Here is a 24,804-nt window from a genome sequence, read left to right as displayed (position 1 = left end):
CGAGGTCAGACCGCTTGCGCCGATATTTGCGGCGCTGCTGCTGCACTGCGCAAACGGAACCGCTGGATCTTGCCGGACTCCGTTTTGGGCAGAGCTTCCGTAAAGATGATCGAGCGAGGGTATTTGTAAGGGGCGATGATGGACTTCACATGCTCCTGCAAATGCTTCGTCAACACGTCATCACCGCTGAAGCCCTGCGCCAGCACGACATGGGCCTGAACGATCATGCCGCGTGTTTCGTCCGGAACGCCGATCACCGCGCATTCGGCAACGGCATCATGCTTGAGAAGTGCTGCTTCGACCTCTGGGCCCGCAATGTTGTAGCCAGCAGATACGATCATGTCGTCGGCTCGGGCCGCAAAGTGGAAATAGCCCTCTTCGTCCTGATAGAAAGCATCGCCGGTCAGATTCCAGCCGCCCCGGACATAATCCTTCTGACGCGTATCGGCGAGATAGCGGCAACCAATCGGCCCGCGCACGGCGAGCTTGCCCACCGTGCCGCGCGGCACCTCGTTCATCGAGTCGTCGACGATGATCGCCTCATAGCCACTGAGCGGGCGTCCGGTGCAGGCAGGCCTGCCCTCTCCTAGCCGGTTGGAGATGAAAACATGCAGCATCTCGGTAGCGCCGATACCATCGAGGATCGGTTTACCGGTCTTGCGTGTCCATTCTTCGAACACAGGACCCGGCAGGGTTTCCCCGGCGGATACTGCAATACGCAGCGATGAGAGATCTGCCCCACCATCCATCGCGGCCAGCATGGCGCGATAGGCCGTCGGCGCCGTGAAGCAGATCGTGGCCTGATGTTCCTGAATGATATCCGGCATTTTGGTGGGGGCGGCGTTCTCAAGAAGCACACCGCAGGCTCCGAAACGAAGCGGAAAGACCACGAGGCCACCGAGACCGAATGTGAAGGCAATCGGTGGCGAACCGACAAAGACATCCTCCGGCTGAACCTGCAGCACTTCCTTCGCATAGGCATCTGCGATGATGAGGATATCGCGGTGAAAGTGCATCGTAGCCTTGGGGATGCCGGTTGAACCGGACGTGAAGCCCAGCAAGGCCACATCATCACGCCCTGTTTCAACGGCGGCAAATTCCCTGGACTTGGCAAGCGCCGCCCGGTCCAGTTCGCCATCATGGCCGTCGGTTCCGTCGAAGGAGACGATGCGCTTGAGGAACTGGCTCTGGCTACCCGCCTCCACCAGCTCATCCATCAGCCGATGGTCGCACAGAGCCAGCGAAATTTCCGCCTTTTCGAGATATTTCAGCAATTCGCCCGAACGCATCATCGGCATGGTATTGACGACCACAGCGCCCGCCTTGGTTGCCGCCAGCCAGCAGGCGATCATGGCCGGATTGTTGCCGGAGCGGATGAGAACGCGATTGCCTGGCTGGAGGCCGTAATCCTCGATCAGCGCCCGCGCCAGCTGATTGGTCCATTCCGCCAGTTCGCGGTAAGTGCGTTTACGACCGACGCCGATCAGCGCCACGCGGTCGCCGAACCCTTTCTCCACCATACGGTCGGTGAGTTCCACAGCCGCGTTGAGATATTCGGGGTAGTCAAAGCCCTGCAGATTGATTTCCGGCCACTCTTCAAAGGGCGGAAGATGGTCGCGCGCGAAGGTATCCGCGTGTCCGGTTGGACCCAGATTCATGTCAGTTCCCCTATTCGCAAACATTTGGTCTGCACGCCTTGCTGGTTTTCCAGGTGGCGTATTTTGATTTTTGGAAAGACTGGCACAGGTCCAAAAGCTCGGCAAGAAAAATCTTTTAAGCTTATAATGATTTTTCCTGAACGGTGGCGCGTCGTCTCGAACAAGCCGCCACGCGCGGTTTCGCGCGGCAGTCTCTGATCGGATGGCATGTTCAAGTGATGTGTGACGAACTACTCGGCGTCTTCGAGTTCGCCACGGCTCATGTGCCGGATGGTGGAATTCTTGACCTGACCGACATGCGTCAGCAACCCGGCCAAAACGATCGGGTCCACATCCACCATCAACTCTTTCAGCCAGGCCTCATGCGCCTGCGCCATACGGCTGAAGATCTCACGGCCGCGCGGCGTCAGCTTCGCAACGGTCACACGCCGATCCTGCCCCAGCCTTTCGCGAACCAGCATACCATCCGCTTCAAGCCGCTCGACAAGCGCCGTGATGTTGCCGTTCGTCACCATGGTCAGTTGGGAAAGCTCGCCCAGACGCAGGCCATCGGGTTGGCGATAAAGCTGGGAGAGCACGTCGAACTGCGGCAGCGTGCTGTTGAACTCCAGCCTGAGCCGACGGCGAATTTCCTGCGAAACGAGGCGGGTGGTGGAAAGCAGACGCAGCCATAAGCGCAGTTCCAGCTTCTTGCCTTCCTGCGTATCCGCAACAATCGCCTCGATATCATTCACCATGCGATTCCCCTGCCCCGTCCTATCGGAGTGCTGATGAATGAAGCCGATGTCAAGCTTGATCATTCAAGATTCAAGCATATCGGGATGTCCGAAGGATGCAGGATAGGCCACCGATTTTTCCGGTTGACAATGCACGAATGTCAAATACTTTAATCTTAAAATAATTGGCGTGCATGAACTTGCGTCAACAATGAAGGGAACGGCAATGAAGATTGTCTGCATCGGCGGAGGTCCGGCTGGCCTCTATTTCGGCCTTCTCATGAAGAAATTCCATCCGGAACACGACGTGACGGTGGTGGAGCGCAACCGCCCCTATGATACCTTCGGCTGGGGCGTTGTCTTTTCGGATCAGACCATGCAGTCCATGCGGCATTGGGATCCTGAAAGCGCTGGCGAAATCCAGGATGCCTTCAACCATTGGGACGACATCGAGGTTCTGTTCAAGGGCACGCGTCAGCGCACCAGCGGCCATGGCTTTGTCGGCATTGGCCGCCGCAAGCTTTTGAACATTCTGCAGGCTCGCTGCGAAGCGCTCGGCGTCAATCTGCAATTCGAGACCGAGGCGGAAAGCGATCTGGATTTTCCGGATGCCGACCTCGTCATTGCTTCCGATGGCGTGAACTCGCGCATTCGAGCCAAATATTCGGACGTCTTCCAGCCAGATCTCGTGGTTCGTCCCAATCGCTACATCTGGCTTGGCACCAACAAGCTTTTCGACGCCTTCACCTTTGATTTCCGCAAGACGGATCACGGCTGGTTTCAGGCGCATATCTACAAGTTCGACGACAAGACCTCGACCTTTATCATCGAGACGACGGAAGAAGCCTATCAGGCCCACAAGCTTGGTGAGATGTCGCAGGACGAGTCGATCAGGTTCTGCGAAGACCTTTTCGCCGAAACGCTGGAAGGGTCGTCCTTGATGACCAATGCCCGGCATATGCGGGGTTCAGCATGGCTAAACTTCCAGCGGCTGATTTGCGGCAAATGGAGCCACTTCAACGGCAACAGCCATGTCGTTCTGATGGGCGACGCCGCACATACGGCGCATTTCGCCATCGGCTCCGGCACCAAGCTTGCAATCGACGATGCGATTGAGCTGACCAACCAGTTCCAGAAGCTCGGGCATGGCAAGGAGAACATTCCAGCCGTCCTGACAGCATATGAGGAAATTCGCCGGGTTGATGTTGCCCGCATTCAGAACGCTGCCCGCAACGCCATGGAATGGTTCGAAGTCGTTGGAACGCGTTATGCCGATACGCTGGAACCGGAGCAGTTCATGTATTCCATGCTGACCCGTTCGCAGCGGATCAGCCACGAGAACCTTCGCCTGCGCGACAAGACCTGGTTGGAAGGCTATGAGCGTTGGTTCGCCGCCAAGCAGGGCTTGAATGTGAAGGAGGATGAACGCTGCCTGCCGCCCATGTTCACGCCCTACCGTCTGCGTGACGTGACCTTGCCAAACCGCATCGTTGTCTCGCCCATGGCCATGTATTCCGCGAAGGATGGCATGCTGGACGATTTCCATCTCGTTCACCTGGGAAGCCGCGCCCTTGGCGGTGCTGGACTCATCTTTGCAGAAATGACCTGCGTTTCGCCCGATGCCCGCATCACGCCCGGATGCCTCGGCCTGTGGAGCGATGAGCAGACCGCTGGCTGGAAGCGCCTCGTGGATTTCGTGCACACCAACAGTGCCGCCAAGATCGGCATCCAGCTCGGCCATGCTGGCCGCAAGGGTGCCACCAAGCTGGCCTGGGAAGGCATAGATCAGCCTTTGGAAGACGGCGCGTGGCCACTTCTGTCAGCCTCCGCCCTGCCCTATCTGAAGCACAGTCAGGTGCCGAAGGCGATGGATCGCGCCGACATGGACCGCGTGAAGGAAGACTTTGTTGCCGCCACAAAGCGGGCTGCAGAAGCCGGGGCAGACTGGTTGGAGTTCCACGCCGCCCATGGATACCTGATGTCATCGTTCCTTTCGCCGCTGACCAATCGGCGCGAAGACGAATATGGCGGCAGTCACGAGAACCGCGCGCGATATCCACTGGAAGTTTTCAAAGCCATTCGCGAGGTCTGGCCTCAGGATAAGCCGATCTCCGTCCGTCTTTCCTGCCACGACTGGGCCGACGGTGGAAATACGCCGGAAGATGCTGCGATTTTTGCGGAAATGTTCAAGCAAGCCGGTGCCGATCTCATCGATTGCTCCTCCGGTCAGGTATCGAAGGAAGAGAAGCCGGTTTATGGCCGCCTGTTCCAGACGCCGTTCTCCGACAAGATCCGCAACGAGATCGGCATACCCACCATCGCCGTGGGCGCAATCTCCGAAGCCGACCACGCCAATTCCATCATCGCCGCGGGACGCGCCGATCTCTGTGCCGTGGCTCGTCCACATCTGGCTGATCCGGCCTGGGCCTTGCACGAGGCCGCAAAGATTGGCCTGAAGAATGTACCGTGGCCGAAGCAGTACATGTCCGGCAAGTACCAGTACGAATCCGGCCTCGAACGCGCTGCGGCACCGGCGAAGTGATCCGCTATGGCTGGCATTGAAAACAGACACGTATTGGTCACCGGCGCTGGAAGCGGAATAGGCGCTGCCATCGTCCGCCGCCTGCATGAGGGTGGCGCAAGACTGACGATTGCCGGTCGCCGCCGGGAGCCGCTACAGGCACTGGCGGAAGGGCTTGGAAACGAGCGGATTTTGGTTGCCTCGGGTTTCGATGTCACCGATCCAAAGGCCATTGAAAGCGGGCTTACGCAGGCACGTGAAGCCTTCGGGCCGGTTACCATTCTCGTCAACAATGCTGGCGAAGCCCCAAGCGCACCCTTCGAAAAGACGGGGCTGGAGCTTTGGTCGAAGGTTCTGAATGTCGATCTGACGGGCGTATTCAACGTCACGCAAGCGGTCCTGCCCGATTTGAAAGCCCATGGCGCAGGCGCGCGCATCATCAACATCGCTTCGACTGCAGGCCTGACTGGCTATGCTTACGTCTCGGCCTATTGCGCGGCAAAGCACGGCGTTGTGGGCCTGACACGGGCGCTTGCGCTGGAACTGGCGAAGAAGGGCATCACGGTCAACGCCGTCTGCCCCGGCTTTACCGATACGCCCATCATTGCCCGCTCCATCGAAGAAATCGTGGCCAAGACAGGGCGCACGCCAGAGCAGGCGCTGACCGAGTTCACAAAGAGCAATCCGCAGGGACGCCTGGTCACGCCGGAAGAAGTGGCCGAGACAGTCGCGTGGCTCGCGCTGCCCCTGTCCCAATCCATCAACGGCCAGGCCATTGCGGTGGCGGGCGGCGAAGTCTTGTCCGGCTGAGCCACAGGGAGGAAGCATGCCTTTTACAATCTCGAAGCCAATGCGGTTCGGCGACTGCGACCTGACCGGCATCGCCTATCATCCGGCCTATCTTTCCATGCTGGTCGATGTGAACGAGGCAATGTTTGCCTCCTTCGGCGTGACATGGAAAGAAATCATGTTCGAGCGCAAGCTCGGCTTGCCGACCGTGACGCTGAACCTCGAATTCAAGAAGCCCGCCGTCTATGGCGATGTGCTGGATTTTGCCGTGCATGTCCGCGCCATTGGCCGCGCCTCGCTGGACCTTGAAACCATCGTTACCGTCCGCGGCGACATCATCTGGACGGTGCGTCAGCGCATCGTGATGACTTCGCTTGAAGATCACAAATCTCATCCATGGCCCGACGATGTCAGGGCCGGACTGACCCGTTACCTGGAGCCTTCCCATGATGCATGAAATCATCCAGCCGGAAGGCTGGGCCAAGCCGATTGGCTATTCCAACGGCATCAGCGCCCGTGGGCGCATCGTTCAGGTGGGCGGGCAGATCGGCTGGGATGAGCAGTGTGAGTTTCATTCCGACGATTTTGTCGAGCAGGTGCGGCAGACGCTGTTGAATATTGTCAGCGTTCTCTCGGCCGCAGATGCCAAGCCGGAACACCTGATCCAGATGACCTGGTATTTCACGGATCGCGAAGCCTACAAGACGCGAATGAAAGAGATCGGCGCCGTGTATCGCGAGATCATAGGGCGCCACTTCCCGCCCATGGCCGCCGTGCAGGTAGTCGCGCTGATGGAAGACCGCGCCAAGATCGAGATCCAGGCGCTGGCCGTCGTGCCGGACTGAGCATCAAGGTCATTCAGAGGATGTCTAGTTATCTAGACATCTAGTCATCTACACAGGTTCTAGAGGAGGATTTCATGAGCAACAAGGTTATGCCCGTCGTGACCCGCAAGGGTCAGGAAGATACCGGAACCGGCCAGTCCGGCGGATGTGTGCGTATTTCCGGCGTCAGCCCGCAGCACACCCCGGCGACCAAGATCTGGTTCGGCAAGGTTTCCAACGAACCGGGCTATCGCTCCTATCCCCACCACCATGGCGAAGCCGAAACCGGCGGCTATGTGCTGAAGGGCAAGGGCCGCATCTATTTCGGCGAGAACTGGCAGGAATTCATCGACATGGAAGAAGGCGACTTCATCTTCGTGCCGCCGAACTGGCCGCATATCGAGGTCAATATGTCCACGACCGAGGAACTGGTGTGGCTCACAACCCGCACGCCGGATAACATCGTGGTCAATCTTCCGGATGTGGACGACAGTGTTCTGGTTGGATATCGGCGGGCCTGATGAAACTCCTTCGCCATGGACCGGCAGGCGCCGAAAAGCCTGCCATTCTCGACGCCGAGGGCAAGATCCGCGATCTCTCCGGCATGCTCAGCGATCTCGGTGGAGAGGCGCTGTCGGACGCATCACTCGACCGCCTCCGTCAGACCGATCTTTCAACCCTGCCGGTGGTTGACCCGCAGCGCATTGGCGCTTGCGTTGTCCGTCCGGGCAAGTTCATCTGCGTCGGCCTGAACTATGCCGACCACGCAAAGGAAACCGGAAAGGCACCGCCGGAAGAGCCGATCCTGTTCATGAAGGCGACGAATGCCGTCGTCGGTCCGAATGACGATGTGGAAATCCCGCGCGGGTCGTTGAAGACCGACTGGGAGGTCGAACTTGGCGTCGTAATCGGGACCCGTGCAAAATACGTGGCCGAGTCTCAAGCGCTCAACCACGTGGCGGGCTATTGCGTCGTCAATGATGTTTCTGAGCGCGCTTTCCAGTCAGAGCGCGGCGGGCAATGGACCAAGGGCAAGAGCCACGACACTTTCGGGCCGATCGGCCCATGGCTTGTCACGCGCGATGAGGTGGCGGATCCGCAGAACCTGTCGCTGTGGCTGGATGTGGATGGCGTGCGCCGCCAGACCGGCAATACCAACACGATGATCTTCGGTGTCGCCCACCTCGTCAGCTATATCAGCCAGTTCATGACACTGGAGCCGGGCGATATCATCGCGACCGGCACGCCGCCCGGCGTCGGCATGGGCATCAAGCCGGAACCGGTGTTTCTGAGAGCCGGCCAAGTCATGACGCTTGGCATTGAGGGTCTGGGCGAACAGAAGCAGACTACTGTCGAAGCGAGGGCCTGACCATGACGTCACAGGGAGAACTTGCCGGCAAATTGGCCATTGTCACCGGTGGCGCGCGCGGACAGGGTGAGGCGGAAGCCCGCCTCTTCGCGTCTCACGGCGCCGCCGTCATCATCGCAGATGTGCTGACGGCGGAAGGTGAAGCTTTGGAGAAAACGCTCACCGAGGAAGGTCATCAGGCGCGGTTCCTGGCACATGATGTGACAAGTCCGGAAAGCTGGGCAAAGGTTGTCGACCTTGCCCGCGAATGGCAGGGCCGTCTTGATATCCTCGTCAACAATGCCGGGATCATCAATCGCTCGACGGTTGCCTCTACAGAGCTTGAAGCCTGGGAACGTTTGCTGAAGGTCAACCTCACCGGTGCCTTTCTTGGCATCCGTGCCGTGACCGATCTGATGGCGGAAAATGGCGGTGGCTCCATCGTCAATATTTCCTCCAACAGCGCATTCTCCGGTCATTACGATCCGGCTTACACCGCCAGCAAATGGGGCCTGCGTGGGCTGACGAGGAGTGCAGCCATGGAGCTGGCGGGCAAGGCCATTCGCGTCAACGCCGTTTGCCCCGGCCTTGTCGTCACCGGCCTCAACGCCAGCAGCCCGCATTTGAAGCCGATGATCGAGATGACGCCGATGAAGCGCTCGGGCGCTCCGGAGGAGATTGCGGAACTGGTTCTGTTTCTCGCCTCGTCACGCTCCGCTTTCGTCACCGGCGAAGACTTTGTCATTGATGGCGGGTTTACCGCAGGTGCCGCCTATCGTCGGGTCGCCGTCGAGACCGGCATATTTTAAGGCCAGCATGGCCAAACATCGTGAATTTGTGACCGGGCGGAGGAACGCCCGGCAAGCTTTCATGCGCTTGGTCGCCAACGGCGCAAGCAACGCCCAAGAATTTATTCTAAGCTTAAAATAATTCTTGTGGTCTGAAATGACCTGTGACAACCTGCTAAACAACAAAGTGCCGGGCAGTTGCATTGGTGAGCGCAGTTGAGCATAAAGGTTCTCCAAAGAACCGAATGAAAAACAACAATAATCGGGAACAGCAACAGAAAACGGAGTGCATCGGATGAAAACTTCTCTTTTGGCTGCGACTGCAGCATTGATGCTGGGCAGCGCCTGCATGGCTTCCGCTGAACCGGTCAAGATCGGCCTCATCACGACATTGTCGGGCGGCGGCGCTGGACTTGGTGTCGATACGCGCGATGGCTTCATGCTCGCGATCAAGCAATCGGGCCGCAAGGACGTGACCGTCGTCACCGAGGATGATGCCCAGAAGCCGGAACTTGCGGTGCAGATTGCCGACAAGATGATCCAGAGCGAAAATGTTGACGTCCTGACGGGTATCGTCTGGTCGAACCTTCTCATGGCCGTTCAGCCGGGCGTCGTGGCGCAGGGCAAGTTCTACGTCTCGACCAACGCAGCCCCTGCGGCGCTTGCCGGTGCCAAGTGCGATCCGCTCTACTTCAACGCCGCCTACCAGAACGACAATCTTCACGAAGCCATGGGCGAATATGCCAACAAAGGCTACAAGAAGATGTTCATCATGGCGCCGAACTATCCGGCGGGCAAGGATTCGCTGACCGGCTTCAAGCGCTACTACAAGGGAACTGTTGCCAACGAGGTTTATACTCAGGTCGGCCAGACGGATTACGCCGCTGAAATCGCCCAGATCCGCGCATCCGGTGCCGATGGCGTATTCGTCTTCCTTCCCGGCGGCATGGGCATCGCCTTCATGAAGCAGTATGCGCAATCCGGCGTGAAGACACCGATCATTGGCCCCGGCTTCTCCTTCAGCCAGGACGTGCTGCCCGCTATTGGCGATGCTGCGCTTGGCGTAAAAGCGTCCGGCCAGTGGGTTAAGGATCTGGACAACGCTGCGAACAAGGCGTTCGTACCAGCCTTCGAGAAGGAATATGGCCGCCTGCCCTCCATCTATGCCGTGCAGGCTTTCGATGCGGCGCAGCTGATTCTCTCGGCCTCGTCCAAGGCCAGCGTGAAGGATGCCAAGGCGTTTGCAGCAGCGCTGAATGCGGCCGATATCAAATCGCCACGCGGCAACTTCAAGTTCAACACCAATCGTCACCCGATCCAGGATATCTATGTGACCGAGGTGGTGAAGGAAAATGGCGTGCTGACCAACAAGACCGTCGAGAAGATCTTCACCGATCACGGCGATGCCTACGCCAAGGAATGCAAGAAGTAAGGCGGGCAGACTTGTGACCTTCGCACTTGCCCTCGAGCAATTGCTGAACGGCGTTCAGCTCGGTTTCATGCTGTTTCTGATGGCGGCCGGGCTGACTCTCGTCTTCGGCGTCATGGGCCTGATCAACCTGGCCCATGGCTCGCTCTACATGGTCGGCGCATTTGCTTGCGCCGCCGTGGCGGCTGCCACCGGCTCGTTCTGGTTGGGTCTTGCCGCAAGCCTTGCCTTTGCAGCGGGCGCTGGTGCCCTGATGGAAATCACCGTCATCCGCAGGCTTTATAATCGGGACCATCTGGAACAGGTGCTGGCGACTTACGCACTCATCCTTATCTTTTCGGAAGGAACGCGCTGGCTGTTCGGGTCATTTCCGCTCTATCTCGACATACCACCACTTCTGCAAGGCGCTGTTTCTCTGCCTGGCGGCGCGCAATATCCACTCTATCGGCTCGCCATTATCGTCACGGGCGCTCTTGTGGCTGGAGGTCTCTACCTGCTGATCTCGCGCACCCGGCTCGGAATGCGCATTCGTGCCGGTGAAAGCGACAGGGAAATGATTGCGGCTCTCGGTGTCGACATTCGTACGCTCTACACGCTGGTCTTTGCACTGGGTGCGGCACTGGCCGGACTTGCGGGTGCCATGGTGGGGGCTATCCAGTCGGTCCAGGTCGGCATGGGCGAACCGGTTCTGATCCTTGCTTTCGTGGTCATCATCATCGGCGGCATAGGCTCCATCAAGGGCGCTTTCGTCGGCGCGCTGACTGTCGGTGTTGTAGATACGATGGGGCGCTTCCTGTTGCCGCAGATATTGACCCTTTTCGTATCACCTGCCGACGCCAAGCCCATGGGAGCGGCCATCGCATCCATGCTGATCTATCTGGTCATGGCCTTCATTCTGGCAGTCAAACCGCGCGGCCTTTTTCCGGCTCAGGCGTGAGGACATAAGTTGATGAATCGCGAGGTTTCAATAAACGCAGCCATGGCGCTGGCGCTGCTTGCCGTGCCCATCATCGCGCTGCAAATGGGCCAGACCTTCACCATCACGCTGGCAACACGCATCGCCATTCTGGCACTCGCCGCCACCGGGCTCAATCTTGCCCTTGGCCTCGGCGGGCTCGTTTCCTTCGGGCATGCGGCCTTCTTCGGAATTGGCGGCTATGCCGCAGGCATTCTGTCTGCCCACGCGCTGTCCGGTGAACCGATGATGTTCGGCTTCGAGGGGTCGCAATCCATGCCGGTCATCTGGCTGGTCGCAGCCGTCGTTGCCGGTCTCATAGGGCTTGGAATCGGCGTCGTCAGCCTCAGAACGTCCGGCGTCTACTTCATCATGATTACGCTCGCCTTTGCGCAGATGATCTTTTACTTCGCGATCTCCTGGCCAGCCTATGGCGGCGAAGACGGCCTGTCGATTGCCGTGCGCAACGGGTTTCCCGGCTTGAATACCATGCGCCCGATGGAGTTTTTCCTGGTGGCATATGGTCTGCTGATGCTGACGCTCGGCCTGTTTTCATTGATGCGCTCATCCCGCTTCGGTGCAGCCTTGCAGGCCGTGCGGCAGAACGATGTCCGCGTTGCCTCCATCGGCATCAAGCCCTTCCCCATCCGCCTGACGGCCTTCGTGCTGTCTGCCATGATCACCGCGCTCGCCGGTGCTCTCTATGCGGACCTCAACCGCTTCGTCAGCCCGTCCATGTTCTCCTGGCACATGTCCGGCGAACTGATCGTGCTGATCATTCTGGGTGGAACGGGCCGGCTGTTCGGGCCGCTTGCCGGTGCCGCTCTCTATGTCATCCTGGAATTCGTGCTGGGCGGCATGACCGAGCGCTGGCAGTTCTTCCTCGGTCTCATTCTGCTCGCCGTCGTCCTGTTCGCGCGCGGCGGGGTCATGGGTCTTCTGGCCGGAAAGGCACGTCATGGCTGAGAATGCTGTTCTTGAAATCAACGGCCTTGAGAAAAGCTTCGGTGCGTTGAAGGCTACAGACAATGTGAGCCTGACGCTGCGACCCGGTGAGATCCATGCGCTCATCGGTCCGAACGGGGCTGGCAAATCCACGCTCATTCACCAGATCTGCGGCACGCTGAGACAGGACAAAGGCACGATCCATCTCGGCGGTCAGGATGTCAGCAGTTTGAGTGTGGCCGATCGCGCCCGTCTCGGTCTGGGGCGCACGTTTCAGATCTCGTCGCTCGCGGGAGAGTTTTCCACGCTGCGCAACGTGATGCTGGCGGTGCAGGCACAGCAAGGCTCGAGCTTCCACTTCTTCAAACCTGTGATGAAGGACAAGTCCCTGACAGAGGCCGCAATGGAGCGCTTGTCTCGTGTGGGTCTCGCCGATCGCGCCCATGTTCCGGCTGCCGAACTTTCCCATGGGGAAAAGCGGCAACTCGAAATCGCAGTTGCGCTGGCGCTCGATGTGCGCGCCTTCCTGCTGGATGAGCCCATGGCCGGAATGGGACCTGAAGGTTCCAAGACACTGACCCGTTTCCTGGATGGTTTGCGGCGCGAAGCCCCTATTCTTCTGGTGGAGCACGACATGGATGCGGTTTATGCGCTGGCGGACCGGATTTCCGTTCTCGTCTACGGACGCATCATCGCGACAGGCACGGTCGATCAGATCCGCAACGATCCAACCGTGCGTACCGCCTATCTGGGAGATCATGCCTGATGCTGCTGGATGTTCAGGAGATTACGGCCTTCTACGGTTCGAGCCAGGCACTGTTCGGTGTCAATCTTTCGCTTTCAGAGGGAGAGGTGGTGGCGCTCATGGGGCGCAACGGCATGGGCAAATCCACCACCATAAAGGCAATCTGCAACCTCGTCCCGCCACGCGAGGGCATTATTGCTTTTGGTGGCGTTACCACCCGCGCCATGCCGACACACAAGGTCGCAAGACTGGGGATCGGCCTGGTGCCGGAAGGAAGACGTTGCTTCCCCAACCTCACCGTCTACGAAAATCTGGTTACGGCGGCGCGCCCGGGGCCGTGGACCCTTGAGCGCATCTCGACGCTGTTTCCGCGGCTCGAAGAGCGGAAAAACCAGCTTGCGCGGTCGCTTTCCGGTGGCGAACAGCAGATGCTGGCGGTTGGGCGCGCACTGATGACCAATCCGCGCCTGCTGATCCTCGATGAAGCGACAGAAGGTCTGGCGCCGGTCATCCGGCAGGATATCTGGCGGGCCATCCGCACATTGAAGGCAGATGGCCTTTCCATTCTCGTGGTCGACAAGACGCTGTCCGAACTGCTTCCGGTGGCTGATCGTTGCATCGTGCTGGAGAATGGCAAGACGGTCTGGACAGGCGCGCCGGATGCGCTGACCGCCGACCTGCAGGATCGCTATCTGGGGGTTTGATACCCCCAGATATTCGGACGAGTTCTTTAAAGAATATTCGACCCTGCGATGGCTTCGCACACCGCCCGGGTAACCTCGGCTGTATTGGCCGTGCCACCAACATCCGGGGTCAGGATGCCAGCACCGGTCACCCGCTCGACGGCTGCCATCAGCCGGGATGCGGCTTCTTTTTCTCCCAGATGCTCCAGCATTTGCGCCGCAGTCCAGAAAGTAGCGACCGGATTGGCAATACCCTTGCCCGTTATGTCGAACGCAGATCCGTGGATTGGTTCGAACATCGAGGGGTAGCGCCGCTCAGGATCGATATTGGCCGTTGGCGCGACGCCAAGGCTTCCCGCAAGAGCCCCTGCGAGATCCGACAGAATATCCGCATGCAGATTGGTCGCGACGATCGTGTCGAGGCTTTTTGGATTGAGGGTCATGCGAACTGTCATCGCATCGACCAGCATCTTGTCCCAGGTCACATCAGGAAATTCCTTGGAAACCTCGGCTGCGATTTCATCCCACATCACCATGCCATGCCGCTGGGCATTGGATTTGGTCACGACGGTCAGAAGCTTGCGCGGTCGCGCCTGCGCCAGTTTGAACGCATAGCGCATGATGCGGGTAACGCCGACGCGGGTGAAGATGGCGACTTCCGTTCCGACCTCTTCCGGCAGGCCGCGATGGGCGCGGCCGCCATGGCCGGAATATTCCCCTTCCGAATTCTCGCGCACGATCACCCAGTCAAGGTCTCCGGGACCGCAATTGCGCAAGGGTGGCGTTATGCCAGGGAGAATTTTTGTCGGCCGCACATTGGCATATTGGTCGAAACCCTGACAAATCGGCAGACGTAAGCCCCAGAGGGTTACGTGATCCGGCACGTCCGGCGCGCCGACGGCTCCGAAGAATATGGCATCGAATCCCTTCAGCGTTTCAAGGCCGTCCGCTGGCATCATGACGCCGTGGCGCTTGTAATAGTCGGAACCCCATTCGAAGCTCTGCGCATGGATGCGAAAATCACCGCTGCGTTTTTCCAGCGCCTCCAGAACCTGCAGTCCGGCCGCAATGACCTCGGGGCCAATTCCATCCGCCGGAATGGCGGCAATCTTGTAGTCTCTCATGTGCGTCTCGTTCAGCAGTGTTTACGGCAGATCCCGCCGCGTGAAGATCAGCGATGCCGGGACAAACTATATCCCGGCTCTCGCGTTTATTTGGATGACTTTGCAATCAAGGCACTCAATCTCTGGATCTCAGACTTGAACTTGGCGTCGAGTGCCGATGGTGTTGCCTGATCTTCCGCCACGGGCGCTGTGCCCAATGTGGCAAAGCGCTCGATGACAACGGGATCCTTGAGCGCGGTCTTCAACGCATCTGACAATGTCTTTCGGATGGGTTCCGGCGTTCCCTTAGGTGCCCAGATCGCATGCCACGCACTCAGTTCGAACCCCTGTATACCGCTTTCACTCACGGTGGGCAGATCCGGGAACAACGATATCCGTTTCGCTGTGGTCACGGCGAAAGCCTTGATTTCATTGGCCTTGATCTGCGTCGCCGTATTCGTGGTCTGATCGCAGGCAAGATCGATACGACCTCCGATCAGGTCTGTCATGGCCGGCCCCATGCCCTTATAGGGAACGACCGTCATTTTTGCCCCAACGGCATCCTGGATCAGGCGACCACAGAGATCAGATACCGCGCCTGTTCCGGCAGTGCCGAATGTTACTGCTTCCGCATCCTTCTTCAACCCGGCAAGCAGCTCGGCAAGGGTCTTCGCCGGATAATCCTTACGGGCGACGACCGTCATGGGCACCTCTGTCACAAGGCCGACACTCGTCAGCTCTTCCGGCTTGAAGGGCAGATTGGGGTAGAGTGCTGAGAACGTCGCAACGCCGATGTGATAAAGCACGAGGCGGTAGCCATCCGGTTCCGATTGCGCCACGGAAGCCGTCCCAAGAGATCCACCGGCCCCGCCCATATTCTCTATGATGATCTGTTGTCCAAGCGTCTTCGACATGGACTGAGCCACAAGCCTTGCCACCGTGTCGCTCGGCCCGCCGGCTGCTGCAGGGACCATGAGCGTAATGGCTTTGGACGGGTACTTGTCCTGCGCAACCGCCTGCCCGGTCAATCCTGCCAACAGGGTCAATGTCGCAAATATAGTCTGTGCTGTTTTCATGATGGTTTCCTCCCGAAACCAACCGGCGCCTCCACACCGGCTGTACCATGCAATCTTGCATGCAAGTTAGAATTCCAGCTTGCGCTGCGTTTGTCAACGGGGGCTGGCTGCGCTATAGCTTCAACAATCTTGGCAGGCGGCACATGGCACAGAGCGAACAGCATCCCCGGATCAATCCCCGAGAGACCGAAGGTACAGAACCAGACCTGGAATCGGCTCCGCAAGGCCGAGTGGACGCGGCTTACCAGGCAATCAAATCCGCCATCCGGAACAACACATTCCCACCTGGCTATCAGGCGGCGGAGATTGAAATTGCGCGCCAGCTTGGGATGAGCCGCACGCCAGTTCATGAGGCAATGGCACGCCTGCAGGAAGATGGCCTCGTGAAGATCCTGGCCCGCAAGGGAATTCTCATTTGCCCGCTTGCACCGGAAGACATCGAAGAGATCTATGAGATCACGATGGCGCTGGAAGGTGCTGCAGCAGGAAAGATTGCAAGTCTTGCGGACGAGGATCGCCAGGCATGCGTTGCGGCCCTCACCGCGTCCACAAACGCAATGGGCGTCGCGATCAGTGCAAAGGATCTCGTGGCGTGGGCCTCCGCAGACGAGACATTCCATGAGCAACTGCTGCTGGGCAGCCGGAACAAACGGCTGATCCGCATGGCCGGAACCGTGGCCGATCAATTGCACCGAACGCGCATGTTGACCCTCAACCTTCGTCCACTGCCAGCCAGTTCCGCAGACGAGCACGCATTGATCATCACCGCTATTCAACAGGGTGACGTGGAAGCTGCAAGTACTGCAGCGCGACTGCACCGACAGAAGGCGAAGGATCAACTCATCCCTTTGATCCGGCGGCTCAATCTACGCAATCTTTAAAGCATGTCGCGCAAAAGTGTGCAGCGGTTTTGCGATAACGACATGCGAAAAGTAGAGAAATAGAGCGCCAGGAGCGTATCTGAAAGATCGCGACACGCTCTAGAACAAAAAGGGGCCCGCCTTTCAGCGAGCCCCTTCGTTTAGGGAGGCTGGTTCAATCAGGCAGCGAGATCGAAGCGATCCGCGTTCATGACCTTCGTCCAGGCTGCGACGAAATCAACCACGAACTTCTCCTGTGCATCGTCCTGCGCATAAACTTCCGCATAGGCACGCAGGATGGAGTTGGAACCGAACACCAGATCCACGCGTGTTGCCGTGTACTTGGTAACGCCGGTCTTGCGATCGACGATGTCGTAGGAGTTCTTGCCGGTCGGCTTCCATGTGAACTTCATGTCCGTCAGGTTGACGAAGAAGTCGTTGGTGAGCTGGCCTTCGCGATCCGTGAACACGCCGTGCTTGCTGCCACCGTAATTGGTGCCGAGCACACGCAAGCCGCCGAGCAGAACCGTGGTTTCCGGACCGGTGAGGCCCATCAACTGGGCGCGGTCCAGAAGCATTTCTTCCGGGCTGACGACATAATCCTTCTTGGCCCAGTTGCGGAAGCCATCGGCAAGAGGCTCCAGAACCGAGAAGCTGGCCGCATCGGTCTGCTCTGCCGTGGCATCGCCACGACCCGGGGCGAACGGAACGTCCATATTGAAGCCGGCAGCCTTTGCAGCCTGCTCAACACCGAGATTACCGCCGAGGACGATGACATCGGCAAGGCTCGCACCGAATTCGGCAGCGATAGGCTGCAGAACGGCCAGAACCTTCGCAAGTCGGGCAGGCTCATTGCCTTCCCAATCCTTCTGCGGGGCAAGGCGGATGCGGGCACCGTTGGCACCGCCGCGAAGGTCCGAACCACGGAAGGTGCGGGCGCTGTCCCATGCGGTTGCGACCAGTTCGGCGGTGGACAGGCCGGATGCTGCAATCTTCGCCTTGACCGCATCGACGTTATAACCCGTCGTGCCAGCCGGAATTGGATCCTGCCAGATCAGATCTTCGGTCGGAGCTTCCGGGCCGATGTAGCGAACGCGGGGGCCGAGATCGCGGTGCGTAAGCTTGAACCATGCGCGGGCAAAGGTGTCGTTGAAGTAGTCCGGATTCGCCATGAACTTTTCGCAGATGGCGCGGTAGGTCGGATCGACCTTCATGGCCATGTCGGCGTCAGTCATCATCGGCATGCGACGGATGGACGGATCGCTGGCGTCAACCGGCTTGTCCTCTTCCTTGATGCCGATCGGCTGCCACTGATGGGCACCGGCCGGGCTCTTCGTCAGTTCCCAGTCATAACCGAACAGAAGCTGGAAATAGCCCATGTCGAACACGGTTGGATTCGTGGTCCATGCACCTTCGATGCCGGAGGTGACTGCAAGGCTCGCCTTGCCGTTCTGGTGCGGATTGGTCCAGCCGAAGCCCTGGTTTTCGATGCCAGCAGCTTCCGGCTCAGGACCGAGTTCCTGCGCGAGACCATTGCCGTGCGCCTTGCCGACCGTGTGGCCGCCAGCGGTCAGGGCTGCGGTTTCTTCGTCATTCATCGCCATGCGAGCGAAAGTCTCGCGGATCTGGGCAGCGGTTGCCAGCGGATCCGGATTGCCGTTCACACCTTCCGGGTTGACGTAGATAAGACCCATCTGCACGGCGGCAAGCGGATTTTCCATCGTGTTCGGCTTGGTGACATCATCGTAGCGCGTGTCGGACGGCGCCAGCCATTCCTTTTCCGCGCCCCAATACACGTCCTTTTCCGGACCCCAGATGTCCGGGCGACCGAAGGAGAAGCCGAAGGTCTTCAAGCCCATGTCTTCATAGGCAACGGTGCCTGCGAAGAGAATGAGGTCGGCCCAGGAAATCTTGTTGCCATACTTCTTCTTCAGCGGCCACAGGAGGCGGCGTGCCTTGTCGAGGCTGGCATTGTCCGGCCAGGAATTCAGCGGTGCAAAACGGATGTTGCCGGAGCCACCACCACCGCGGCCATCGGCCAGACGGTAGGAACCTGCGGAATGCCATGCGAGACGGATCATCAGGCCGCCGTAGTGGCCCCAGTCTGCGGGCCACCACTCCTGGCTGTCGCGCAGCAGAGCTTTCATATCGGCCTTTAGAGCCGCGGCGTCGAGAGACTTGACCGCTTCGCGATAGTTGAAACCCTTGTCGAGAGGGTTCGTCTTGGCATCGTGCTGATGCAGGATGTCGAGATTGAGGGCGTTCGGCCACCAGGCGACAGTTGATTGGCCAGAAACGGTGTTGCCACCGTGCATAACGGGACATTTGCCGGCTGAGTTCGTTTTATGCGCGTCCATGAGTTTCTCCGACGATCTGTTTGTTCTCATTCAGTAAACTGGCAGGTGATATCAATGCAGTGTGAAAATAACTTGTTCTTCGTTTCAATTCATCACGGCAGAGGCCTAGCAGACGAGTTCCATAGTTTCCAATTGTATATTCCTAACGGTTCGATATGCTGAGGTTATGAATGGCCTCTCGATGAAGCATTTGCGATATTTTGAATCGCTCGCTCGACACCGTCACTTTGGTCGGGCGGCGGAAGATTGTTCAATCTCCCAACCGGCGCTTTCCGTGCAGATCAAGGAGTTGGAGGAACTAATCGGAGCACCTCTGGTGGAACGCGGGCGACGCCAGATCCATCTGACAGGTTTGGGCGAAGTTTTTGCCGAGCGGGCAAGCGAGATCTTGCGGTCTGTGGATGAACTTGCAGATCTTGCCCGTTCGACCAAGGGACCCTTGAGCGGACGGCTGCGGATTGGCGTCATACCGACTGTCGCGCCGTATCTTTTGCCGGAACTGATGAAGTCCATTGCTGCCCGCTATCCTCTGGTGGATGCGCGGCCAAGGGAAGCGATTACGCAAAAGCTGATCGAGGATCTGGTCGACGGCAAGCTGGACGTGGCCATCGTCGCCCTGCCTGTTTCCGAACCCTCGCTTGAGGAAGTTCCTCTGTTCGAAGAGGAGTTCGTTCTGGTGAGACCGATAGAAGATGCCGGGAAGCCGGTACCAAGTCCCGACATGCTGAAGCAGATGCGGCTGCTGCTGCTTGAGGAAGGACATTGCTTCCGCGAGCAGGCCCTCTCCTTCTGCAACATATCAAGTGCGCCGCCGCGCGACCTGATGGAAGGGAGCTCGCTTTCCACCCTCGTGCAAATGGTTGGAGCGGGAATAGGCGTAACCCTGATCCCTCGCATGGCCATCGATATCGAGGCGCATCGGGCAAACGTCGCCGTGTCGCATCTCGCTGATCCCAAGCCGACCCGCACGATTGGCATCGTATGGCGTCATTCGAACCCGTTGGCCGCACAGTTCGGCCAGATCATCGAAATCATTCGCGATCTTGGCGTCAACAGGCAGAACTGCAGTGAGAAGTTAACCAGCGCGTGAAAGCCCCGCACCCTGAGGAGCGGGACCTCACACTCGATTGCAGCCGGATCAGAACGGCGAATTCGGGAAGTAGTAGTTCTTAGCGTTATCCTTCGTGATCAATGTCGCATCCAGCGTATAGGTGCCGTGAACAGGAACCTGATCGTAGATGGCGGCAGCGGTCAGCTCCATCGCAGTGCCAACCATCGACGGCGGATACAGCACGTTCACCGGCATCATCTTGTCGCCGTCCATGACCTTCTTGATCATGTCCTTCGAACCCGCACCGCCGATAATGTATTTGATGTCGGTGCGCTTTGCCTGCTCGATGGCCTGAAGGACGCCCACAGCCATATCGTCATCCTGACACCAGACCACATCGATCTTGGGATACTTGGTGAGATAGTCCTGCATGACGCGGAAGGCATCGTCGCGGTTCCAGTTGCCGAACTGGCGATCCAGAATCTTGACCTTCGAGCCGGCGATGCCCTTGTCGAAACCGTCCTGACGCTGCTGATCGATCGGGATCGGCAGACCGCGGATTACGACCACCTGCGCTTCGGGCGTATTCGCCTTGATATATTCGCCTGCCACCTGACCCAGCGCCGGGTTATTGCCCGCCACATAAAGATCGCGGACGGAATTGTCATTGGTGGACGGAGCGCGGTCGACGATGGAAACGAAGGTGCCCTTCTTCTTCACTTCCTTGATAGCGTTGACCAACGGATCCGGATCCGTCGGCAGAATGACCAGCGCATCGATACCCTGCACCTCCAGATCCTGTAGCGCATTTGCCTGGCTGGCAGGATCCGGCGAGGTCTTGACCACGACCTTGAGACCCGGATGTTCCTTCATAAGAAGGTCCGCGACCCGGTTGGCGTGATAGACAACGCCAGCAGTCCAGCCGTGATCCGCAGCCGGGATCGATACGCCGATTGTTTTCGTGTCAGCAGCAACCGCCTGGGCAGCCGCTACCATTCCCGCCACGGCCATGGCGAGGCCAATCATTCTTTTCATCTCTTCCTCCCAAGATGGTGATGGGGTCTTCTGTCACCTCATCCGGACGACCCCTGATCCGGCCAGGCAAGCGTGTGGTTATGTCTATCCCTTGCGGGCCAGCGACCGCTGAACCAGCATGGCGACGATGATGATGGTGCCCTGTATGGCGCCGATCAGATATTCCGAAATGAAATTCGACAGCAGCATGATGTTGCCGACCAGCTCGAGAATGAAGGCCCCGCAAATTGTGCCCCAGACGCGACCCGCACCGCCCTTGAGCGCCGTACCGCCGACCACGACCGCGGTGATGGCCTGGAGTTCCCACAGGATGCCGGTTGTGGCCGATGTGGACCCGAGACGCGGAACATAGAGAAGCACGGCAATCGCGACGCAAAGCCCCTGGATGATGAAAGCTATGGTGCGCACCCGATCCACCGCGATACCGGAATAACGCGCCACATCCCGGCTTGAACCTACAGCCGTCACATGGCGGCCATAGCGCGTTCGATACAGGATGAAAGCTGCGATGACCGTGACCAATAGAATGACGAGGATCGGGACCGGCACGCCGAGAATGGAGCCGAAATAGACTGGACGGTAGATGGATTGCTGTTCCGCCGACCGCAGCGTGATGGCGCCACCTTGGCTCAGCCAGGTCGTGAGACCGCGATAGATGCCCATGGTTCCGAGGGTCGCGATGAACGGTTCGATTTTTCCGACCGTCGTAATGAGCCCGTTTGCCAGGCCACATAGCGATCCGATGACGATGGCAAGCGCCACCGCCGCGGCAATCATCAAGCCCGGATCAGCTATAGCTCCTGAATTCATGAACAGGATCATGAGGCTGGCAACGAAAGCGACCATGGATCCAACCGAGAGATCAAGGTCCCCGGCAGAGATGACGAACGTAGCGCCAACCGCGATAATGGCAATGAAGGCTGAGCGTGTCGCAACATTTGCCAGATTGGTGAGGCCGATGAAGTTCGGGTTCACCAGGGCACCGATGATGAGCAGCAACAGCAGCGCTGCAAAGGGCGCGACCGCCCTCAGATCGATATCACGCCATGCTCTTTGACGACGGGCACCCGACTGCCCTTCAGCTTCGACCGACATAATCCCCACTCCTCCCGACGGACCTCTGCCGGGCCCTCAATTGCTGGCTGCTACCCACTTCAACCTGCCTGCCGACGCAAGCCGGCCGCATAGCGCATGATCATCTGCTCGGAGACGTCTTCTCCTTCGAGCATGCCGACGATACGCCCCTCGCGCATGACCGCGACGCGCGTACAGAGCCCGATCACCTCCGGCATTTCCGAGGAAATGACGATGATGGAGCGACCTTCGCGGGCGAGCGCCGCAATGAAGTGGTAAATCTGTTGCTTGGTGCCGACGTCAATGCCGCGCGTTGGCTCATCGATGATGATGATTTTCGGCTCGACCTCCATGATCTTGGCGAGCAACAACTTCTGCTGGTTGCCGCCCGACATGCGGCCGACGCGGACATTCTCGTCGCGCACACGGATATCGAAGCGGCGCTTTGCACGGACGAGCGCCTTGCTTTCGCTGACCGGATCCAGATAGCCACCCTTCACATGGCGATCGAGCGATTGCAGCGTCAGGTTCACGGCCATGCTTTCACCAAGGAGAAGCCCGTGGCCCTTGCGATCCTTGGTCATGTAGGCGAGGCCTGCAGCATTGGCGGCCCGGAAGTCCGACGACGCCATGGCTTGGCCATGTATTTCCACGGTGCCGGACTGGCGGCTGCGAAGACCGGCAACCGCCTCCATGAGTTCCGTTCGACCAGAGCCGATCAGGCCCGAAAAGCCGAGAATTTCCCCCCTTCGCAGATCGAAGCTGGCGTCCTTGACATAGCCGGTGGTCAAGCCTTGCACCGAAAGCACAACCTCTTCGTCGACATCGGGTTCATGCTTTGCCGGGTAAAGCGTTGAGAGCTCGCGGCCAACCATCAGTTGCGCAATGGCCTCGCCATCCAGCAGCTTGGTTGGTGCGGTTTTTACCCATTGCCCATCCCGGAGGACGGTGACCCGGTCGGTCAATTCCATGACCTCTTCAAGCTTGTGCGACACGAAAACGAAACTCGTTCCCTCAGCGCGAAGACGGCGCACCTGCTCAAACAATAGGCCGGTCTCTTCTCGCGAGAGGACAGCGGTCGGCTCATCCATGAAAATGACGCGAGCGTCGCGCGAAATTGCCTTGGCAATCTCGACCATCTGCTTTTCCGCCACTGAAAGCGATCCAATCAGCGCATCTTCGTGAATGCGGGTACCAAGCTGGTCCAGATAATGGCGGGTGCGCTCGCGCATGAACGCCTTGTTCAAGACACCAAAGCGCGTGACCTCTCGCCCGAGGAAAAGACTTTCCGAGACCGTCAAATGTTCCGCGAGATTGAATTCCTGATGGATCAGAACAATGCCGAGCGATTCGGCCGAGCCATTTGCAGGCAAGGCGACCGGTTGCCCGTCCAGCAGGATCTTGCCGGAGGTGGGCTGCTCGAAGCCGGAAAGAATCTTCACAAGAGTCGATTTGCCGGCGCCATTCTCACCCATGAGGGCATGAACCTCGCCGCGCCTGACATCGAAGTCGACGCTGAAAAGAACTTGTATTTCCCCGAAGGATTTTGAGACTCGTTCAGCCGCCAGCACAACAGGCTGCGACCCCTCGCCCAGAACCGCCATTCATCCCTCCCAGCAGCTCCTCAACTGCTAATATACCCATGATGTAAACCTTTACATCGATCATGTAAAGGTTTACATCGCACAATATCAGGGGATTTCACCTATCTCAGCATTTCGCATTTGCGAACAGACCTGTAACGTCGAGCTTTAACGCGTGATGGGGTACCGCAACGATGAGCAATCCGGCAACAATCGAGGATGTCGCCCGGCTTGCGGATGTTTCCATCGCGACGGTCAGCCGGGCCATTCACACCCCGGAGAAAGTTGCCAAGACGACCCGCCAGCGCGTGAACCAGGCTATTGCGATCACCGGCTACACGACAAACGCCATGGCGCGGTCGCTTCGAATGGGCCGCTCGAATATGATCCTGGTGCTGGCGCCAGATATTGCCGATCCGAATTTCTCCTCGATCCTGATCGGACTGGAAAACGAGGCAAGAGCCAGCGGATATGGCGTGCTCATCGGGCATACCCAGAACGATGCGGAAAGAGGGCTGGAGTATCTGAAGTTCGTCAGTTCCGGGCAGGCCGCGGGACTTGTGCTCTTTACCGGTCACCAGCCGTTTGGTCATCAGGCACTTGCGGAGCGACTGCCGCCTTCAGTCGCCGTTTTCGAGCCGGTTTTTGACAGCAAGATCCCCTATGTTGGTGTGGACGACAAGGCAGGCGGTCGCAAAGCTGCGGAACATCTGCTTTCCGCTGGACACCGCCGCATTGCCTTCATTGGCGACAGCAAGACCCGCCTTGGCCAGCAGCGCCGCCGCCAGGGCTTTGACGATGCGATGAACGCGGCACGCATTGCGCCGGAAAACCGACTGGTTCTGGATGGCGATGGCACAATCGAAAGCGGACGACTGGGAGTCGAGCAGCTTTTCATGCGAGACACTCTGCCTACCGCGTTCATGTGCGTGAACGATGCCACGGCGCTGGGCGTGATGAATGGCCTGGCGGCGCGCGGCTATGACATTCCAAGGGAGTTTTCGGTCATCGGTTTCGACGATGTACCGCAGGCAACCTATGTCAAGCCGGCGCTGACAACCATCCGCCAGCCCCGTTCAGCCATTGGCAAACAAGCCATGGCATCGCTTCTGACAATGCTCGAGACGCCGGAGCAGGAGCCAACCGAGCATCTGATTATTCCCGATCTTATCGTTCGGGGCTCCGTCAGTGAGCCGCTTTCCGCGTCCTTGCGATGAAGTTGCAAATATCCTTACGTAACAATTGACATGCTTGCACAGCTGTG

General features: G+C 58.7%; 23 protein-coding genes. 15 read left to right on the top strand and 8 right to left on the bottom strand.

All coding sequences use genetic code 11. The annotated features are described in order from the left end of the window. Window positions 1–5: 5 nt before the first annotated feature. On the bottom strand, window positions 6–1,658 hold the full coding sequence (locus tag G6N80_RS05995) for an AMP-binding protein (protein ID WP_165132101.1): 1,653 nt from the start codon (window positions 1,656–1,658) through the stop codon (window positions 6–8). Window positions 1,659–1,888: 230 nt separating this feature from the next. Then, the gene (locus G6N80_RS05990; RefSeq protein ID WP_062557179.1) at window positions 1,889–2,395 is read right to left on the bottom strand and encodes a MarR family winged helix-turn-helix transcriptional regulator; all 507 of its coding nucleotides are present in this window, start codon (window positions 2,393–2,395) and stop codon (window positions 1,889–1,891) included. A gap of 205 nt (window positions 2,396–2,600) precedes the next feature. On the opposite strand from G6N80_RS05990, the gene G6N80_RS05985 reads away from it, so the two are divergent. The 12 genes from G6N80_RS05985 to G6N80_RS05930 all read left to right on the top strand — a co-directional run bounded on the left by G6N80_RS05985 (window position 2,601) and on the right by G6N80_RS05930 (window position 13,422). After that, window positions 2,601–4,916, top strand: coding sequence for a bifunctional salicylyl-CoA 5-hydroxylase/oxidoreductase (locus G6N80_RS05985; RefSeq protein WP_165132098.1), 2,316 nt, complete (start codon window positions 2,601–2,603; stop codon window positions 4,914–4,916). A 6-nt stretch (window positions 4,917–4,922) separates the two neighbouring features. Then, complete coding sequence (locus tag G6N80_RS05980) at window positions 4,923–5,705, top strand: SDR family NAD(P)-dependent oxidoreductase (RefSeq protein ID WP_165132095.1); 783 nt, start codon at window positions 4,923–4,925, stop codon at window positions 5,703–5,705. Window positions 5,706–5,721: 16 nt separating this feature from the next. Then, the gene (locus tag G6N80_RS05975) at window positions 5,722–6,141 is read left to right on the top strand and encodes an acyl-CoA thioesterase (protein WP_062556994.1); all 420 of its coding nucleotides are present in this window, start codon (window positions 5,722–5,724) and stop codon (window positions 6,139–6,141) included. Further along, window positions 6,134–6,529 (top strand): RidA family protein, encoded by a 396-nt coding sequence (locus G6N80_RS05970; RefSeq protein ID WP_062557180.1) that lies wholly within the window; start codon window positions 6,134–6,136, stop codon window positions 6,527–6,529. Before G6N80_RS05975 ends, G6N80_RS05970 begins: the two co-directional genes overlap by 8 nt. 74 nt (window positions 6,530–6,603) lie before the next feature. After that, window positions 6,604–7,029 carry a cupin domain-containing protein gene (locus G6N80_RS05965; protein ID WP_062556995.1) on the top strand — a complete coding sequence of 142 codons (426 nt, stop codon included), beginning with the start codon at window positions 6,604–6,606 and terminating at the stop codon, window positions 7,027–7,029. Then, entirely contained in the window at window positions 7,029–7,877 is an 849-nt protein-coding gene (locus G6N80_RS05960) for a fumarylacetoacetate hydrolase family protein (RefSeq protein ID WP_062556996.1), read from the top strand. The genes G6N80_RS05965 and G6N80_RS05960 overlap by 1 nt, the downstream gene beginning before the upstream one ends. A 2-nt stretch (window positions 7,878–7,879) precedes the next feature. Next, entirely contained in the window at window positions 7,880–8,665 is a 786-nt protein-coding gene (locus G6N80_RS05955) for an SDR family NAD(P)-dependent oxidoreductase (RefSeq protein ID WP_062556997.1), read from the top strand. 274 nt (window positions 8,666–8,939) lie between these two features. Further along, window positions 8,940–10,076, top strand: a complete 1,137-nt coding sequence (locus tag G6N80_RS05950) for an ABC transporter substrate-binding protein (protein WP_062556998.1) — start codon at window positions 8,940–8,942, stop codon at window positions 10,074–10,076. Between the two features lie 67 nt (window positions 10,077–10,143). Further along, a complete protein-coding gene (locus G6N80_RS05945) occupies window positions 10,144–11,010 on the top strand; it encodes a branched-chain amino acid ABC transporter permease (protein WP_425503875.1) in 867 nt (288 codons plus the stop codon). 12 nt (window positions 11,011–11,022) lie between these two features. Continuing rightward, window positions 11,023–11,994: a branched-chain amino acid ABC transporter permease gene (locus G6N80_RS05940; RefSeq protein WP_165132092.1), complete on the top strand. Its 972-nt coding sequence runs from the start codon at window positions 11,023–11,025 to the stop codon at window positions 11,992–11,994. Next, complete coding sequence (locus G6N80_RS05935; protein WP_062557001.1) at window positions 11,987–12,739, top strand: ABC transporter ATP-binding protein; 753 nt, start codon at window positions 11,987–11,989, stop codon at window positions 12,737–12,739. Before G6N80_RS05940 ends, G6N80_RS05935 begins: the two co-directional genes overlap by 8 nt. Further along, window positions 12,739–13,422 carry an ABC transporter ATP-binding protein gene (locus G6N80_RS05930; RefSeq protein ID WP_062557002.1) on the top strand — a complete coding sequence of 228 codons (684 nt, stop codon included), beginning with the start codon at window positions 12,739–12,741 and terminating at the stop codon, window positions 13,420–13,422. The genes G6N80_RS05935 and G6N80_RS05930 overlap by 1 nt, the downstream gene beginning before the upstream one ends. A 26-nt stretch (window positions 13,423–13,448) precedes the next feature. Here the strand turns inward: G6N80_RS05930 and G6N80_RS05925 are convergent, their stop codons facing one another. Together G6N80_RS05925 and G6N80_RS05920 are read right to left on the bottom strand one after the other, a co-directional pair. Then, on the bottom strand, window positions 13,449–14,525 hold the full coding sequence (locus tag G6N80_RS05925; protein ID WP_062557003.1) for a tartrate dehydrogenase: 1,077 nt from the start codon (window positions 14,523–14,525) through the stop codon (window positions 13,449–13,451). 86 nt (window positions 14,526–14,611) lie between these two features. Beyond that, complete coding sequence (locus G6N80_RS05920; RefSeq protein ID WP_165132074.1) at window positions 14,612–15,580, bottom strand: tripartite tricarboxylate transporter substrate-binding protein; 969 nt, start codon at window positions 15,578–15,580, stop codon at window positions 14,612–14,614. A gap of 143 nt (window positions 15,581–15,723) precedes the next feature. Here G6N80_RS05920 and G6N80_RS05915 point away from each other — a divergent pair, with 143 nt between their 5' ends. Next, window positions 15,724–16,461, top strand: a complete 738-nt coding sequence (locus G6N80_RS05915) for a GntR family transcriptional regulator (RefSeq protein WP_165132071.1) — start codon at window positions 15,724–15,726, stop codon at window positions 16,459–16,461. 158 nt (window positions 16,462–16,619) lie between these two features. Here the strand turns inward: G6N80_RS05915 and katG are convergent, their stop codons facing one another. Continuing rightward, the gene (gene katG / locus G6N80_RS05910; protein ID WP_165132068.1) at window positions 16,620–18,797 is read right to left on the bottom strand and encodes a catalase/peroxidase HPI; all 2,178 of its coding nucleotides are present in this window, start codon (window positions 18,795–18,797) and stop codon (window positions 16,620–16,622) included. A gap of 166 nt (window positions 18,798–18,963) precedes the next feature. On the opposite strand from katG, the gene G6N80_RS05905 reads away from it, so the two are divergent. Next, window positions 18,964–19,887 (top strand): hydrogen peroxide-inducible genes activator, encoded by a 924-nt coding sequence (locus G6N80_RS05905; protein WP_165132065.1) that lies wholly within the window; start codon window positions 18,964–18,966, stop codon window positions 19,885–19,887. Window positions 19,888–19,935: 48 nt separating this feature from the next. Here G6N80_RS05905 and G6N80_RS05900 read toward each other — a convergent pair whose 3' ends face one another. The 3 genes from G6N80_RS05900 to G6N80_RS05890 form a co-directional block, all read right to left on the bottom strand. Next, a complete protein-coding gene (locus G6N80_RS05900) occupies window positions 19,936–20,874 on the bottom strand; it encodes a substrate-binding domain-containing protein (RefSeq protein WP_425503874.1) in 939 nt (312 codons plus the stop codon). Between the two features lie 93 nt (window positions 20,875–20,967). Continuing rightward, complete coding sequence (locus G6N80_RS05895; RefSeq protein ID WP_165132059.1) at window positions 20,968–21,978, bottom strand: ABC transporter permease; 1,011 nt, start codon at window positions 21,976–21,978, stop codon at window positions 20,968–20,970. A gap of 59 nt (window positions 21,979–22,037) precedes the next feature. After that, window positions 22,038–23,561: a sugar ABC transporter ATP-binding protein gene (locus G6N80_RS05890; RefSeq protein WP_165132056.1), complete on the bottom strand. Its 1,524-nt coding sequence runs from the start codon at window positions 23,559–23,561 to the stop codon at window positions 22,038–22,040. 173 nt (window positions 23,562–23,734) lie between these two features. Between G6N80_RS05890 and G6N80_RS05885 the strand changes: the two genes are divergently transcribed. Then, the gene (locus G6N80_RS05885) at window positions 23,735–24,757 is read left to right on the top strand and encodes a LacI family DNA-binding transcriptional regulator (RefSeq protein ID WP_165132053.1); all 1,023 of its coding nucleotides are present in this window, start codon (window positions 23,735–23,737) and stop codon (window positions 24,755–24,757) included. Window positions 24,758–24,804: the final 47 nt, after the last annotated feature.

Source organism: Rhizobium rhizoryzae (genome assembly GCF_011046895.1).
GTDB lineage: Bacteria > Pseudomonadota > Alphaproteobacteria > Rhizobiales > Rhizobiaceae > Neorhizobium > Neorhizobium rhizoryzae.
The sequence above is the reverse complement of the archived record's forward strand: the minus strand, read 5'-3'. Positions and strand labels throughout refer to the sequence as shown.